The 15951-nt window shown below is 37.9% G+C and carries 16 protein-coding genes and 1 tRNA gene; 14 read left to right on the top strand and 3 right to left on the bottom strand.

From position 1 onward, the window contains the following. The first annotated feature begins 136 nt into the window (after nucleotides 1–136). The 3 genes from QSJ81_RS13890 to QSJ81_RS13880 all read left to right on the top strand — a co-directional run bounded on the left by QSJ81_RS13890 (nucleotide 137) and on the right by QSJ81_RS13880 (nucleotide 2836). The gene (locus QSJ81_RS13890; protein ID WP_285717975.1) at nucleotides 137–916 is read left to right on the top strand and encodes a hypothetical protein; all 780 of its coding nucleotides are present in this window, start codon (nucleotides 137–139) and stop codon (nucleotides 914–916) included. 274 nt (nucleotides 917–1190) lie between these two features. Continuing rightward, on the top strand, nucleotides 1191–1742 hold the full coding sequence (locus tag QSJ81_RS13885; protein ID WP_285717974.1) for a DUF6680 family protein: 552 nt from the start codon (nucleotides 1191–1193) through the stop codon (nucleotides 1740–1742). Between the two features lie 38 nt (nucleotides 1743–1780). Further along, entirely contained in the window at nucleotides 1781–2836 is a 1056-nt protein-coding gene (locus tag QSJ81_RS13880) for a DUF4917 family protein (protein WP_285717973.1), read from the top strand. Between the two features lie 591 nt (nucleotides 2837–3427). Here QSJ81_RS13880 and QSJ81_RS13875 read toward each other — a convergent pair. Next, nucleotides 3428–3805: a helix-turn-helix domain-containing protein gene (locus tag QSJ81_RS13875; protein WP_285717972.1), complete on the bottom strand. Its 378-nt coding sequence runs from the start codon at nucleotides 3803–3805 to the stop codon at nucleotides 3428–3430. Nucleotides 3806–3963: 158 nt separating this feature from the next. Here QSJ81_RS13875 and QSJ81_RS13870 point away from each other — a divergent pair, with 158 nt between their 5' ends. From QSJ81_RS13870 to QSJ81_RS13830, 9 genes are all read left to right on the top strand, one after another. Continuing rightward, entirely contained in the window at nucleotides 3964–4182 is a 219-nt protein-coding gene (locus QSJ81_RS13870) for a helix-turn-helix transcriptional regulator (RefSeq protein WP_285717971.1), read from the top strand. A gap of 244 nt (nucleotides 4183–4426) precedes the next feature. Next, nucleotides 4427–5443: an alcohol dehydrogenase catalytic domain-containing protein gene (locus QSJ81_RS13865; protein WP_285717970.1), complete on the top strand. Its 1017-nt coding sequence runs from the start codon at nucleotides 4427–4429 to the stop codon at nucleotides 5441–5443. A 55-nt stretch (nucleotides 5444–5498) separates the two neighbouring features. Beyond that, nucleotides 5499–6554 (top strand): 5-dehydro-2-deoxygluconokinase, encoded by a 1056-nt coding sequence (gene iolC, locus QSJ81_RS13860; protein ID WP_285717969.1) that lies wholly within the window; start codon nucleotides 5499–5501, stop codon nucleotides 6552–6554. After that, entirely contained in the window at nucleotides 6545–7864 is a 1320-nt protein-coding gene (locus QSJ81_RS13855; RefSeq protein WP_285717968.1) for a gluconate:H+ symporter, read from the top strand. Before iolC ends, QSJ81_RS13855 begins: the two co-directional genes overlap by 10 nt. A gap of 160 nt (nucleotides 7865–8024) precedes the next feature. After that, entirely contained in the window at nucleotides 8025–8441 is a 417-nt protein-coding gene (locus tag QSJ81_RS13850) for a GNAT family N-acetyltransferase (RefSeq protein WP_285717967.1), read from the top strand. 91 nt (nucleotides 8442–8532) lie between these two features. Then, nucleotides 8533–9405, top strand: coding sequence for an AraC family transcriptional regulator (locus tag QSJ81_RS13845; protein ID WP_285717966.1), 873 nt, complete (start codon nucleotides 8533–8535; stop codon nucleotides 9403–9405). Between the two features lie 81 nt (nucleotides 9406–9486). Next, nucleotides 9487–10830, top strand: coding sequence for an MATE family efflux transporter (locus QSJ81_RS13840; protein WP_285717965.1), 1344 nt, complete (start codon nucleotides 9487–9489; stop codon nucleotides 10828–10830). A gap of 52 nt (nucleotides 10831–10882) precedes the next feature. Then, nucleotides 10883–12328 carry an ATP-dependent DNA helicase gene (locus tag QSJ81_RS13835; RefSeq protein ID WP_285717964.1) on the top strand — a complete coding sequence of 482 codons (1446 nt, stop codon included), beginning with the start codon at nucleotides 10883–10885 and terminating at the stop codon, nucleotides 12326–12328. Between the two features lie 80 nt (nucleotides 12329–12408). Next, nucleotides 12409–13098 (top strand): copper homeostasis protein CutC, encoded by a 690-nt coding sequence (locus QSJ81_RS13830; RefSeq protein ID WP_285717963.1) that lies wholly within the window; start codon nucleotides 12409–12411, stop codon nucleotides 13096–13098. 41 nt (nucleotides 13099–13139) lie between these two features. On the opposite strand, the gene QSJ81_RS13825 is transcribed toward QSJ81_RS13830, so the two are convergent. Beyond that, nucleotides 13140–13215 (bottom strand) — tRNA-Ala (locus QSJ81_RS13825). 314 nt (nucleotides 13216–13529) lie between these two features. On the opposite strand from QSJ81_RS13825, the gene QSJ81_RS13820 reads away from it, so the two are divergent. After that, the gene (locus tag QSJ81_RS13820) at nucleotides 13530–14102 is read left to right on the top strand and encodes a hypothetical protein (RefSeq protein ID WP_285717962.1); all 573 of its coding nucleotides are present in this window, start codon (nucleotides 13530–13532) and stop codon (nucleotides 14100–14102) included. Then, nucleotides 14087–14845, top strand: coding sequence for a hypothetical protein (locus tag QSJ81_RS13815; RefSeq protein WP_285717961.1), 759 nt, complete (start codon nucleotides 14087–14089; stop codon nucleotides 14843–14845). The genes QSJ81_RS13820 and QSJ81_RS13815 overlap by 16 nt, the downstream gene beginning before the upstream one ends. Nucleotides 14846–14966: 121 nt before the next feature. Here QSJ81_RS13815 and QSJ81_RS13810 read toward each other — a convergent pair whose 3' ends face one another. Next, nucleotides 14967–15917, bottom strand: coding sequence for a LysR family transcriptional regulator (locus QSJ81_RS13810; protein ID WP_285717960.1), 951 nt, complete (start codon nucleotides 15915–15917; stop codon nucleotides 14967–14969). Nucleotides 15918–15951: the final 34 nt, after the last annotated feature.

Here is a 15951-nt window from a genome sequence, read left to right as displayed (position 1 = left end):
TAAACAAGAGGTAGGATACCTAAAAGCCCTACCTCTATTTTTTACTTTAATAAAGGAGTTTGTCAATTTATGGTCGAATTTGGAAAAGATATATGAGAATTTTTAAAGTAACTATTTAAATTAGGAGTACAAATTTATGCTCAATATAATCCGAAAATTATTTTCAATTATGGAAAGTGTAGTTGAATGGTTTAATAAAATGAGTATATTTAATATTAAATTATACTATTTACTATTGATAATTATGGTAATATTATCAATCAGTGTATCTCATATTTTTAGATTAAATTCTCTAATGATAGGTATAACAGGAACTTATTTTTGGTTCTTGATGTTATTACAATATTTAACAAAGAAAGGACCGAAAAGAGATGACAAAGCTGGATTAGAATTAGTGAAAGAATTTTCACACCGATCATTTTTGACAGGATTATATAAATTTTCTTTTGAGTTAATGTCACTTATATTTGTTATTTTAATTTGTTTTGTATATACTCTTACAGGAGAATTTAATTATAGTGTCAAGATAATTTTTTATTATATAATTGAAATATTTCTTTGTATTTTGGCAATATTTATAGTATTATGGTTTTCCTATCATGTTGTGATTAACGATAAAGTAACTCCCAAAACGGCTAAAGCACTATTGACTTTTTATTTATGGATATCTACAACAGTGACTTCATTACTATATTTTGCAAATAACTATTCTAAAATTGATATTATTGATATTATTAAAGTTATTATATCTGCCTTAGGTATTTCTTTTGCGTTGGTTAATCACATAATCTCACTTAGAGAATATGAGCTTGAAATAGAAGAAAAAGATAAGAAGGATAAAAAGAAGCAAGAAGAATTAGTATTACAATTTTGGCAAGAAACAACATATGATTTATTAATGAAGAAGAGAGACTAATTACTTAATACCTGTTTGCCATATGGGAATAGTAACCTCTATAGAGGTGTTGCCTATGTTCTGGCTATTTACCGTTATTATGGTTGATTTAATGTGATATACGCTCCAATGTGAAATTAAATAAAAGCAGTAAATTATTAATATCGCCGCTACTGAAAAGTAGACGGTTTTTTATTTATCTCTTAGAATTAGACAGGATTTTTAGGGGAAATAGTGAATAACTTCAAAATGTCGAAGAGCTTAATTTGATTAATTAGAAAGGATGGCGTTATTAATGGAATTAATTAATGTTTTAACACTTTCTGCAATGCTTTTGTCACCGCTTATTGCATTACAAGTTAGTCGGCGACTTCAAAAAAGTGCTGAAAAGAAGCAACGTAAAGAGGATATATTTAGAACGCTTATGAAAACTCGTGCTTCTATATTGAACCCAGAACACGTAGAAGCTTTAAATCTGATTGATGTTATATTTTATGGCACGGACAAAAAAGATAGAGCGGTTATGGAATCATGGAAGGTGTATTTAGATCATTTAAATAACAATAAGATGCAAATTGAATTATGGATTGAAAAACGCGAGGAACTATTAATTGAATTACTAGAAAATATGGCTCTTAGTTTAAACTATGATTTTGGTAAATCACATATAAAAAGAACATCTTACTTTCCGCAAGGATATGCTAATTTAGATTCTGAATTGCAATCTATTAGAATCGGTCTAATAGAGTTACTTAATTCAGAACGCGCTTTATCTGTTATGGCAGTTATACCACAGGAGCAATCAAAAAGTGATCACGTTACAACATTGAAAAAAGAAACTGCATAAGACTCTTGATAAAATAAAAAAAATAAGGTGGTGATAGGATGCAGGATTATGAAATTTATGAATTTGATGATCTTATACCTAATAAAGAAGTCTTAAAAAGTGCAGTTTTAATTTTAGGAAATGGAGCAAGTATAGCTGTTAGTGATTGTTTTTTTTATTCAAAATTATTTGATATGGCTTGTAGCAATTCAATATTAGATTGTAACTCTAGAGAGTTATTTGAAAAATTAGATACGACAGATTTTGAACTAGTATTAAATAAACTAAGACAAGCATCAATTATTAATAACGTGTTAGACTTAGATAATGATAATGTTGCTCTAAAGACTTATGATAGTATAAGAAAAGCACTAATAAATGTTGTAAAGGAAAATCATGTAAAGCATGGTGATGTACTTTTTAAATTATTTAATATAAAAAAATTTATGGAACAATTTAAGACAGTTATAAGTTTGAATTATGATTTATTAATTTATTGGGCAATGATGAGTAATAATTTTGAAGCAAATTATAAAATGAAGGATTGCTTCACGGCGAAAATGGATGATGGTAATCTTGGATTTGATTACGAAACTCAGAAATATAGAAGTGGATACGGAGGCGTTAGTGACCCAACATTAGTTTTTTATCCGCATGGTAGTTTAATATTAGCAACTAATGATAATAATGAAGAATTAAAAATAACAGTATCTAGTCAGAACAATTTATTTGAGGAAATATCTGAGAAATGGAGCAAAAATTATGTCCCCTTATTTGTGAGTGAAGGAGATTCTAAGCAAAAATTAAGAACGATAAAAAGGAGTTCCTATCTTAATTATGTATATGAAAATATATTAGTGGATTTGGGAAAATTTGCAGTCATATATGGTTGGAGGCTAGCTGAGCAAGAAGAGCATCTGGTAAATAGGATATTTCATAAAAATGGTGTTAGCAAAGTAATGATATCAATATATATATCAGAGAAATCCTCTGTTAATGATATTAGAGATGAACAAGATAGAATTATCAATTTGTTGAAAAGAAGAAATAAGGAGATTGAAGTGAAATTTTTTAATGCGTCAAATGAAAATTGTTGGGTGAATTATGAAGGGTGAAAAGTAAAATGTGTTACATTTGCGTTAATTAATGTTGGCATTGTCTACTAACTGCCAACGGTGAGGATATTTTATATAATATTATAGAGAATAATAAATACAATTGAGCCCTTACCGTAATAAATCGAAAGCGAATTAGCGTAGAGCGCTCGGTCAGGAATGAATAAGGAATCAATATAATAATATAATTTATCTTGAGATTTACTTGCGGTGATGGAGCACTGAGATGGGCATGAGGTAACCCGTGTGAGACCGGGAGGAAAATTTATGTAGTATTATATGATCTCAAAGACCTTACTAGATTATTCCTACGATATTATCATGCATTCGCCCGCCTAATAAAATGAAATAGGCTGCTGAGTATTGTACTCAGAGCCTGTTTTTTATATGTATCATAAATACTAAGGAAGTTATAGAGTGGGACACGGGGTCAGGTTGTTTGTCCTGGGAGATGGAAGAGGCAATATAATAATTAAGATAATCCTAAGATACGATTCTTATTGGGATTAAAGAAGCTGCCAATTGTAAGAAACGTGAAACAGAGCATTGCTTTGAAAATTTTCGCATGCTAAAGAAGCGGGAAAAATCGATTTACGATTTTTCCCGCTTCTTTTTTTGTTTTGTATCCCAGAATATAATATCAAGTGATGCTTTAATTTTGGCTTTATCTTCTTTAGTTAGCAACATACCTTCGAGTAATATTTCTGGCTGATCAAGAAATTTAATTAAGTCATTAGGAGGTTCTTTGCTTGGTTGAGCAGATTGGAGACCGGCAGTATCATTATTTAATAAATAATCAACTGTAACATTAAAGAACTTAGCAAGCTGCAAAAGGGTAGCATTATCTGGTTCACGTTTTCCAATTTCGTAATGGGCATACGTTCCGCGGGGGATATCCAGCATATTTGCTAATTTCTGTTGTGTTAAGTCTTTGGCAGTTCGTAATTCTCTTAGTCTTTTACCTAACAAAGCTCATCACAACCTTTCTTACTGCTTATTATATATGTAGCGGTTTGCTACTAAAATATATTGTAGCAATAAGTCACAAATAAATATAAAGATCATTGACATGGTAGCGAAACGCTACTATAATGAATTTGTAGCGAATTAGAACAAAGGTGATGAGGATGGTAAGAAATTGGTTAGTAGAGTTTCGACATCAGCAAGGGGTAACTCATCAAGAGGTTGCAGACAAGGCTAATATAAAGCGGGCATATTATACACAAATTGAATTAGGACTAAGAAACCCAAGTCCTAAAGTTGCAAAAAGAATAGCTTTAACTCTTGATTTTGATTGGGAACTTTTTTTTGCAGAAAAATGTAGCGAAAAGCGACAAAAAGAATAATGCTACATCTAGATCCAGCTAAGGAGGTGATAAATTGTTCTCTATCGGTCAAATATCCAAAGAAAAGACAATAACAATCAGAAGTCCTTCTAATTTCAGTAGTAAAGAAATGATCAATTAATTTCTGTTACCTAGATTATACCAACAATATTTGTAAAATTCTGCATTTAATTCTCAGAAAGGAGGTTCGTATTTTAGTAACGGTACATAAAAACTAAATCTTACATCAAAAGGAGACAAAACCATGAAAGCAATAACTCTAGATTCGCCCCTCAAAATCGGCATTAAAAACATCCCCATGCCAGAACGCAAGAACGACAGTGAAGTTCTCATCAAAGTCCGTGCCCTAGGCATCTGCGGATCAGACATTGGTGCCTATCGGGGCGTCAACCCCACCGTAAGCTATCCTCGTATCATCGGTCATGAGATCGGCGGGGAAGTCGTGGAGATTGGAGAGAACAGCAAGGGAATTATGGTAGGGGACAGAGTGGTATTAGAACCTTATCTACCTTGCTACCAGTGCTACCCTTGCAGTATTGGCCGAACCAACTGCTGCGAACAGTTAAAAGTCTTAGGAGTGCAGACGGATGGAGGTATGGCGGAGTATGTGTCTCATCCACTCAACTTGGTGCATGTAGTACCTGCCGAAATGGAGTGGCAAGAGGTTGCCATGATTGAGCCCTTGACCATTGCTCTCCATGCCAATCATCGGGCTCGAGTGAAGGACGGGGAGCATATTCTCATAATTGGGGCGGGAGCCATTGGTTTGTTAGCGGCCCAGGTTGCTATGGTCTATGGAGCGGTTCCCATCGTAGTAGATGTGGAAGAGAAACGCTTAACACTGGCTAAAGAGATTGGCATACCCTATACCCTGCATCCGTCTAAGGGCAATGTGATACAAGAACTGAACATTATTACTCAGGGACGTATGGCAGAAGTCGTTATCGAAGCCTCAGGAGCTAAAGGGGCTATCTTTGGGATGTTTGACTATGTATCTGCCGCAGGGCGAATTGCCTTGGTGGGCTGGCCCAATGGGGAAACGCCCTTGCCTACGGCTGTGATTACCAAGAAGGAACTAGATATTGTAGGCTCCCGTACCAGTGCCAATGAATTCCCCGAAGCCATTGACTTACTACAAAACAAGCAAATCAAGGTGCATGAGATCATCAGTCGAGTAGTGACTTTCGACGAGATTCCCGATTCCGTCATGAATATGGCTAGTTTTCCCGACAAGTTTGTGAAAGTGGTAGCGGTGCTATAAAGGAAACGGTGAAAGTAGCGAATTAAAAATACAAAAATCATAGGAGGTTATTCGTATGAAAAAGTTCAGCTTTGCATCTACGAAAGATATTGATGTTATTGCCGTGGGGCGTATTGCCATTGATTTGAACCCTAACGAGATTCATCGAACCTTGGATAAGGTCAACACCTTTACCAAATATGTAGGCGGTTCTCCTGCCAATATCGCCGTTGGTTTAGCCCGTCTTGGTAAGAAAGTAGGATTTATCGGCAAGGTGTCTGATGATGCCTTTGGCAGATACGTGACAGACTACTTTATCGAAAAGGGGATTGATGTCTCTCACGTTTCTAAGGCATCGCATGGGGAGGTCTTAGGTCTGACCTTTACGGAAATATCCAGTCCCACGGAAAGTCAGATTCTCATGTATCGTGAGGGGGTTGCGGATTTGCAATTAGCTCCCGAGGATGTTTCCGAAGAGTACATTAAGAGAGCTAGGTTCCTCTTGATCTCAGGGACAGCCTTGGCAGCTAGTCCTTCCCGGGAAGCTTGCTTCTTAGCGATGAAGTATGCCAAGAAGCATGATACCAGGGTGATCTTTGATATTGACTACCGTAACTATACCTGGAAGTCAAAAGCGGAAGTAGCGGTATACTACTCCTTGACAGGCCAGCGCAGTGATATCCTCATGGGTTCTCGGGAAGAATTCGAACTCATGGAAAAGCTAGAACAGGGTAATGACATACCCGACTACTGCCTAGCCGATCAATATCTCAGTCATGGGAATCAGATTGTCATTATCAAACATGGCAAGAAAGGTTCTCTTGCCTACAGCAGTGATCGGAAGGCTTATCAAGTGGGTTCCTTCTCGGTGAAACTCTTAAAATCCTTCGGCGGTGGGGATGCCTATGCTTCCGCTTTTCTCTATGGGATCTTAGAAGGCTGGCAGTTAGCCCCATCACTAGAATTTGCGGCGGCCTCGGCGGCAAGGGTGGTATCCAGTCATAGTTGTTCCGATGCCATGTCCACGGCTGAGGAAATCAAAAGCTTCATTGCCAATAGCCAAGAAGCAGGAACAATCGCTCAGGAAATTCCCTGGGATCAGTCCATCACAGGAGGTAAATCATGCCGTTAGTGATTTTAGCCTTAGGGATTGTCATCCTGTTTATTCTCATTATTGGGGTGAAGCTCAACAGCTTTCTGTCCTTGATTTTAGTTTCCTTAACTGTTGGTCTGGCAGAGGGACTACCCCTCTTAAAAGTAGTGGATTCCATTGAAAGCGGTGTAGGGGGAACCTTAGGACATTTGGCGTTAGTCATTAGTCTGGGATCTATGCTAGGCAAACTCATGGTGGACAGTGGCGGGGCACAGCGCATTGCCCTTCATCTCATTGACCAGTTTGGTAAGAAGTATGTGAAATGGGCAGTGTGTTTGACGGGTTTCATTGTGGGCATTGCCTTATTCTATGAAGTGGGCTTTGTCCTCCTCATTCCCTTAGTCTTTACCATTGCCGTATCGGCAGGGGTGCCTCTGTTGGAAGTTGGTGTACCTATGGCGGCGGCTTTATCCGTTACCCATTGCTTTTTGCCGCCCCATCCAGGGCCTACGGCAATCGCTGTCATCTTTAATGCAGATATTGGACTTACGTTAGTCTATGGTTTTCTGATTGCCATACCGACGATTATTGTAGCCGGCCCTTTCTTCTACGAAACCATGAAGGATCTCAATCCTTCTGTACCAGAAGGACTGCATAGCCATAAGTCGTTTAGCGAAGAAGAAATGCCTAGTTTTGGGACGAGTCTCTTTACTACCTTGATTCCTGTATTTTTGATGGCGGCAGCTTCCCTTACGAAGTTAACCCTTCCCAAGGAGTCGCCTGTGACTCAGTTCTTTGCCTTCGTAGGTAATGCAGATATGGCCTTATTATTAGCCGTTCTTGTCGCCTTCTACACCTTTGGATTGAAACGGGGAAAAACCGTGGCAGAGATCATGGAATCAGTACAGCAGTCTGCCATGACCATTGCCATGATTCTGCTGGTAGTTGGCGGTGGCGGTGCTTTTAAGCAGGTGCTGATTGACAGCGGGGTAGGCAAGTACATTGCCTCTTTAATGGCAGGCTCTCAGTTGTCCCCATTAGTATTGGCATGGATCATTGCCGCTGTTCTTCGCCTTGCAGTAGGTTCTGCAACGGTGGCTGCCTTGACGACAGGAGGAATGGTACTGCCACTCGTTGCGGCAACGGGAGTCAGCCCGGAACTTATGGTTTTGGCTACCGGGGCGGGCAGTGTCATGGCGGGGCCACCCAATGACCCAGGATTTTGGATGTTCAAAGAGTTCTTCAATCTTTCCGTGCGGGAGACGGTACGATCCTGGTGCGTGATGGAAACCGCCATTTCCTTCATGGGCTTGGCTGGCGTACTCTTAATCAATGCCTTTATCTCGTAATGAATGGATCACAGTAAAAAAAATGTACCCTATAGAGTAGACTCTTAAAAAAGTCTACTCTATAGGGTATTTTTATGTATAATTAGGTTTTGCCCCTTTTGTTTCTTTTTAATTTAAAATACTGTATTATTAATGGAATGACAATTTTTAGGAGGGGCATATGAAGTTTACAATGACCGATAACCCAAAGGAAGAGGATATCCAAGAAATATTGAATCATCTTCGTGAATACAATCTTAGTCGTATTGAATGCAAACTCGTCAAACCGATCGCAATCTTTGTTACTGATGAAAATGGTAGTAAAATCGGGGGAATTACCGGAGAAACACATGGTAATTGGCTCGAAATCGATTATTTATGGGTGGATGAGAAAGCAAGAGGGGCAAGGGTTGGCTCAAAATTGGTCCGGGATGTTGAAACCGAAGCCCAAAAAAGAGGCTGTACTTATGTATTTCTAAATACATTTAGTTTTCAAGCTAAGGATTTTTATATAAAACTAGGTTACAAAGAAGTATTTACCTTGGAGCAATATCCTATCACAGGAAAACGTCATTACTTTGTAAAGCAATTGGCATAATGATACAATTAGATTATATAAAAACTAGAGTACTCTTATAGTTGCTATAATGAATGCACCTAATAGTTTCTGCGATAGGAGGATCGATTTTTTGCATAGTGATTATATTATGAGCATCAATCAGGCGCTAAACTATATCTATCAGAACTTGGACAAGAACTTGACAGTGGATGAGATCGCGGATCATTGCTGCTTTTCGAAGTATTATTTCAATCGAGTATTTAAGTTAATCGTTGGTGAAAATATATATTCCTTCATAAAGCGAATGAAATTGGAGAATGCTGCTTTCAAGTTGAGAACTTCGAAAGATAGCCCTATAACCAATATTGCAATAGAAATTGGCTACAGTCCGTCCAATTTTGCATCTGCTTTCAAGCAATATTTCGGATTGAGTGCCACTGATTATAGAAAACTGAATGGTGTACCCTTCAAGGATTCATTTGCTGCGGTATTCGATCATATTCATAATCTAAAAAAGAAAGAAAATATATTTGAAGAGATTGACGCTAAAATACGGATAAAAAGAATGGAAGGTATGAATCTAGTATATAAGAGGACTATTTGTAACTACACGAGAGACCTGCAAGGAGCATGGGAAATCTTTTGTGAAGAAATGGAAGAGAAAAAATTACTGGATATCAATTCTCGATTTGTGGGTATTTCTTATGACGATCCACTCATTACGGATGAAGAAAGATGTATATATGATATGTGCATGGTTGTTGATCAGGTATCAGGCATCAATGTACATCGGATTGAATCAGGGATGTATGCCTGTTATGAGTTTTACGATAAATTAGAGAAACTTATATTGGTTTTTAATGAAATTTTTGCGTTGTGGTTCCCTTTTTGCAAATATGAATTAGACAATAAGCCGAGTTTGGAAATTTACCAAGATGGCGTGGATGAAAAAGGAAATATAGCTGTTGAAATTTGTATACCCATAAAGAGTAGCTACAATTAAAAGCTCAAATTCAGAAGCCCCCTTTTATAAAAAAATGTAGAATACATATCAGAAAGATCGATATGAGAGGGGTATTCAGAAATGAGTGAAATATTTCGAGAAAAAAATATTATTAAAACGTTTTTAAACTATTCCATTCCGTGTATTGTAGGTATGTTTCTTACATCTTTTATTATCATAGTCGATGGTATCTTTATTGGGTGGAAAGTAGGAGAAAATGGTCTTGCGGCAATAAATCTTACACTTCCAGTGTTTTATATTTTAATGGCAGTTACGATAACAATAGGGGTTGGCGGAGTAACTCTTGCTACGCAGAGCCTTGGAGCGAAAGAAAACCATCGAGCAAATTACTACTTTTCATTTTCCTTGATGGCAATTTTCGTTATAAATACAATAATAGTAGTAATGATTGCAGTATTTCTGGACGAGGTCGTAATGCTGTTAAATGCGAAGGACTTTATGTATCAATATGTAAAGGACTTCCTTAGTGTCGTAGTATATTTTTATATATTCATGATGATGAATATGGCCTTCTCCATGTTTATCAGAGCAGAGGGCAAGCCACAGTTATCCTTACTTTTTGGATTGGCAGGAAATGTCTTTAATTTTATTCTGGACTATGTGTTTATTATGAAATTGGATTGGGGCATGAAGGGAGCCGCATTAGCGTCAGGTATCGCCGTTTTGCTGCCTTTTTTATTTGGTATAGGATATTTTTTTACTAAAAGATCAGTCTTTAGATTCAACAAATTTAGCGTTACGTTAATTGATTTCAAAAATATATTGATGATTGGTTCGGCGGAATTTATATCACAAATTTCTATTTCAATTACTACATTTATATTCAACTTGGTGCTGCTAGAGAGATTTGGTGTCAATGGGGTTGCTGCATTTACCATTATTGGTTACGTTTTATTTATACAGAATATGATACTTACTGGAATTGCTATAGGTATTCACCCAGTTATAAGCTATAATTTTGGAGCAAAGAATATAGGAATGATCTTCAAACTACTAAAAACGGCTTTACAAGCGGTATTCTTAGTAGGGGTGTTGGTATTTATGGTGTCTTTTGTTGCCTCGGAAAGTATAATCAGTATATTTTCTAAGGGAAATGCGGAACTTTTACATATTGGCGGGATAGGACTAAAAATCTTTTCAATCGCTTTCATACTTAATGGCTATAACATTATTGCGTTAGTATTCTTTACTTCAATTGGCGAAACCAAAGTAGCCGCGCTGGTTTCCAGTCTGCGAAGTCTTATTCTGCTGGTGATATTTTTATTGGTGTTACCACATATCTTAGGTGATATAGGAATATGGCTGACTACGCCCTTGACAGAGGCCGTAACGCTTGTCATAGCGTACTTTTTAGTGACTAGAACGAAAGAAAAACTGGCCTATATACAAGACAATATAGGATAATGAATTGAGTAATAGTACTCTGATTAAAAGGTGAAGGCAAAGAGGTGGGAATATGAGTTTTACTAAAATAAGTGGTAAAAAAGAGTCCGATATTGAGCAGCTTGCACTCATTTCATTTCCCTTGGATCGCGAGTCTAAACCTCGGAAAACTCGAATGAAGCCAATCAAAGAAACGAAAAAAGAAGCCGTAGAAGAAGAGTTTGTTCCCGATATCGTATCGAATGATGACATTCTCACCCTTCGTAGCAATCCCATAGCCTATACCGCACAGCAAGAAATAGCTTTAAAGGAAATCGACGCCTTCTTATTAAGTCAAAAAGAATCCAGCTATATTCTGGCTGGTTATGCTGGCACAGGAAAAACAACGATAGCGGAGAACATCGTCAAATATGGGCTATCCCTTAAATATGAATGTATCATCACAGCTCCCACCAACCAAGCGGTTAAGGTGTTGAAGGAAAAATTCGGTGATATCAAAGTCGTTTTTAAAACCCTTCACTCCATCCTCTATGGTTCTCCTGATCCTGATACTGGCGATTGGGTACCGAGTGTTACCTTTAAGTCTTATCATCTCATTCTCGTAGACGAAGCCTCCATGATTAGCAGAAGTGTTTATAGTGATCTCATCAACGAAGTGCAATCCGCGAAGGCAAAAGTCATTTTCTTTGGCGACAGCTTTCAATTAGAACCCGTCGGTGACGATCCAGAAATCCTCCATAACAAAAATTTTGAACTGACCGAGGTAAAGCGTCAAGGCGCCAGCAGTGAGATTCTACTGTATGCAACCTGCCTTAGAAATCTTAAACAGATCATTGTTCCGAACGAGTCCCGGGGAGCAGTGCGGATACTAGGTAAGCAAGCCACGGCCCGAGCCTTTCTCCAGTCAGTCGTCCAAAACGAAGATAGTATTTTCATCATTGGCACGAACAAAGCAAGACTCATCCTCAACCAAAAAGCTCGTCAAGTCAAATTCGGCGAAAATAGCACGGATGAACCCCAAAATGGTGACCGAATCCTCTTTATTGGCAATGGTACACGTTTTGTCAATGGCGATCGCTTGACACTAGATGAAGTCACCGTCATCACTGCCAAGATTTTGCCGATTCGAGGAAACGCTGAGGAATCTCCTAGCACCGTTCGGGCGTATCTGATTACAAACAATAACCACAAAATCCTGCTCCTTCCCGCCATCGAGAAGTCTTCCGTCTATCATGCCCAGTTCCTCGATGTGAAGGAACATTTTCCTGTTGACTGGTATGATAAAAACGCCATTAGTCGAAAAAATGAACTTTCCAAAGAAGTATCTATCGCCACCTACGGCTATGTGATCACTGCTCATAAAAGCCAAGGCAGTCAATGGGAAAAGGTCTTCGTCCACCAAGACGCTTTTCGCAATAATCCGAGATGGCTTTATACCGCAGTCACTCGTGCCGAAAAAGAGCTCACACTTACAAGTGAGTCCAGCTCTTATCGAAGAACATGGGATCAGATCACGTAAATAGCCAATCATGTGTATCGGGAGTAGCATGAGTGTGAAAATTGCTATTAACAATGCTGCTGCATTGAGGGGGGAAGAAAATGCTTGAGATCATCGCAACCACTGTGGAAGATGCAAAAAGAATAGAAGCTTCTGGTGCCAACCGAATCGAGTTGATCAGTGCGCTGACGGAAGGTGGTCTGACACCGAGTTATGGGCTGATAAAAAAAGTGATAGAAAGTGTGAAGATACCCGTTAATGTAATGATTCGACCCCACGCGAAATCATTTGTGTATACAGATGATGAATTGAATGTAATGAAAGAAGATATTTTGATCGCCAAGCAGTTAAAAGCAAATGGCGTGGTTCTCGGCGTTTTGGATAAAAATAATAGAATCTGTGAGAATTCTCTAGCGAAACTGCTAGAAGTATGTGGGGATCTGGAAGTTACCTTTCATAGAGCCATTGACGAACTGGCTGATCCTGTAAACGGCATTACCGTGTTGGCTAAGTATTCACAGATAAAAAGGGTTCTTACTTCAGGCGGTAAGGGAGATATCTTAGATAATCTATCCAGAATCAAACAAATGATTGCCAATGCAGGATCGCTCCGGGTTTTGGTAGGAGGCGGGTTGAATTTAAAAAACATAAAACAAATTATCACCGAAACTAGGGCCCCAGAGTATCATTTTGGCACAGCCATCCGTGAGAATACTTCTTCTTTTGGAGAAATCAATGCAGAAAAGCTAGCCTCATTAGTTACAATCGTTAATCAGTTTGGTTTCCATTAAAAAAGGCTTCGCAGGTATACTGCGAAGCCTTTCATTTCTTATGGTGGAGACGGTGGGATTCGAACCCATGACCTCTTGAATGCGAACCAAGCGCTCTCCCAACTGAGCTACGCCCCCAATGATAACATCATTGTACCATAAATTACCAATATTTAATATAATAGAATCAAAAAAACTCCAATTTAATATAATAATGCATTTCAGCCCTAGGTCATATGATAACAGTTGTTCCGTCAAACTTGGTAATTATAAAGCTACTAAAATAAATCCGTCGACAGCCTGATAAAAAGTAAGAGGCTGTAGACGGATTTATTTATTTCCCGGGAAAAATTTAATCCTATATTAATTTTTCTCTGCGATGATGAATAAAGGAATGTTAAATAAATGTGGCAACAAAATAATGACCGGTACTATAAGATGAGGTGCACCGTATGAAAGTAATTGCTGTTGATATTGACAATGTATTGAATAATTTTTCAGATATCTTAGGGCGTGCTACGTTTGTATATAATGATTCTTATGGCTTATCTCGTGAGGAATTTGATACATATCTTGATTTGGTAAAACGTGATGTTTTTCCTGAAAGTAAATTTTTGACGAGTAAGTTTTCCGATTTTCGTTATCGTATACATGAGCAGTGTTATGGTTTGGCACAGGTAAACCCGGACGGAGTAGCGTTTATGCATTGGCTAAAAGAGAATGGCTGGAAAGTCGTTATTTGTACAAAACGAAATTTGCGTTTGACAGGGGACTGTACGAAAAAGTGGCTGCAAGACAATGACATTCCCTATGATTATTTTTTTATGGCCTTAAACAAAATTGTATTTTGTAAACTATGGGATATACCCCATTTAATTGATGATGATATTTTAAATATGATTCATGGTGAGCGATATGGCATTAAGGTGTATTATCCTATTATGGACAAGCATAGTTCAGTTTCTTTCCATGCAGCAAAAGGATTTACTAGATTTGAGGAGATAAAACAATGGATACAAGAGTAGAGCTGATCGATGTTTTCTATCAGACCATGCGTAAGGATAAAGTGAAAATAGAAAATAAGAAGTACGGCTTTGCTTTTATCGATGAACTTGTTGCAGACAATGTGAAACTGGATTATGGGCAGATGGAAAGCAATTTTATCCATAAATACAGGTTGCTCAATGTCTCGGAGTCCCGTAGAAAGAAATTACTGCAAGGACATGTAAAGCAAGAGTATAATGCTTGCCTATATTTTGATGATACGGCAAATAACACATGTTGTTTTAATTTAGACAATAACTTTAAAGCCAATAATAATGCAATCATACCGGAGATAGAGCTTGCCGTAGACTATTTAGAGCAGCATCTTGGAAAATACGGCATGGAGACGGTTAGTATTAAAAGTGGCCGGGGCTATCACCTGTGGTGTCGTTTTGAAACGCCGATTGCCAATCAGCTGTTATTGGACTTTATGATTCGAATCGCCTCTAAGACATTGGCTTCATTACAGTTTAGTAATCATGATTACCGTACCATTAAAATTAATATGAGTCCCAACCCAAAGTTTGTAAGGGTTTTATCACTACGTGCCTTCGGATCAAGGCATATCAGAACCGGTAGTTTTTCGCAGATTCGGACCAAAGATGGTGTCTTAGATGAAGAGGATTCCTGGAAATACTTTAGCGACTATACTAAGAATAAAACAATTTCAGAATCGCAATTTATGCGGGTATATAATGAACTGGCAAAAGAAATTCCTTGGTGATTTATAATTTGCAGTACCACTGGTAACGAGGAAAACGCCTTCAGCCCTGATACGTAGAAGGGTTGAAGGCATTTGTTTTAGACAATTGGGTAGGGTTTAAATTGGAAAACTATCGATGTAGTTAGTGTTTGCTATCTGTATGTTGTGCTATTTTTATAAATTCTTCCATGGCTTTGGTGATATATTTATTTTGTTTATTGTAGAAGTATACGTTGCGGAATGTGTGAGTACTATCTATTTTGTAATATAGCATATTGGAAGGATCGCTTGCTTTTTGCGCTAAGGTATCGCTGATGATGGTAATTGCCATGCCGTAACAGGAAACATTATAAGCGGTAGCTAACTGATCTAATTCTAAAATAATCTTGGGTGTAATGCCGTGTTCTTGAAAAATTTTGTCTGTACGCATTCGCGTGTCGTTCCCAGCCCGTAAAAAAATGAATGGATCGTGGGTAAATAAGGATAAAGGAACGGGCTTTGTCGCTGGGTTTAAGTGTGTTCCTTGGCGGATATCATCAATTGTTAACTGATATTCTTGGGCGAGACTGTTTGAAGCAAACTCTTGAGGAACGGCAAGAATCAGGGACTCGCGGCAGAATAAGTGTTTTTCATAGGTTTGTTCATTTAAAGGGTAATTATCAATGACAAAATCAAGTGCGCCTGAAAATAATTGTTCTTCTAAATGAGTACTATTGGCTTCGACTAGATTTACTTTAATCGACGGGTATTTATTAGTGAATCTTGTGATGATTGCCGGAAGAATAAAGGAAGCAAACACATTGTTTGCGCCAATGGAAAGGCGTCCCGTTTTTAATTGGTTTAAATTACTGAGATAGTTTTCAAACCGATTTTCAATATCCATAATTTTTTCTATGGATTTTACATATTCGGTGCCGGCTTCTGTTAATTGAACAGGATTACTGCTTCGGTCAAAGATACAGCAGCCAAGGCGGTTTTCAATTTTTTTGATGGAAGCGCTTAAGGCTGGTTGGCTGATATAGAGATTTTGTGCTGCTTTTGAAAAGCTTTTTTCTTTGTATACTTCATAAATATATTCTTTTCCTTTAAACATGATGCCCCCTCCGGCATAACCATATGGTTATATC

This window comes from Pelosinus sp. IPA-1 (assembly GCF_030269905.1).
Taxonomy (GTDB): domain Bacteria; phylum Bacillota; class Negativicutes; order DSM-13327; family DSM-13327; genus Pelosinus.
Note: the sequence above shows the minus strand (reverse complement) of the source record. Positions and strands in the feature narration are given on the sequence as shown.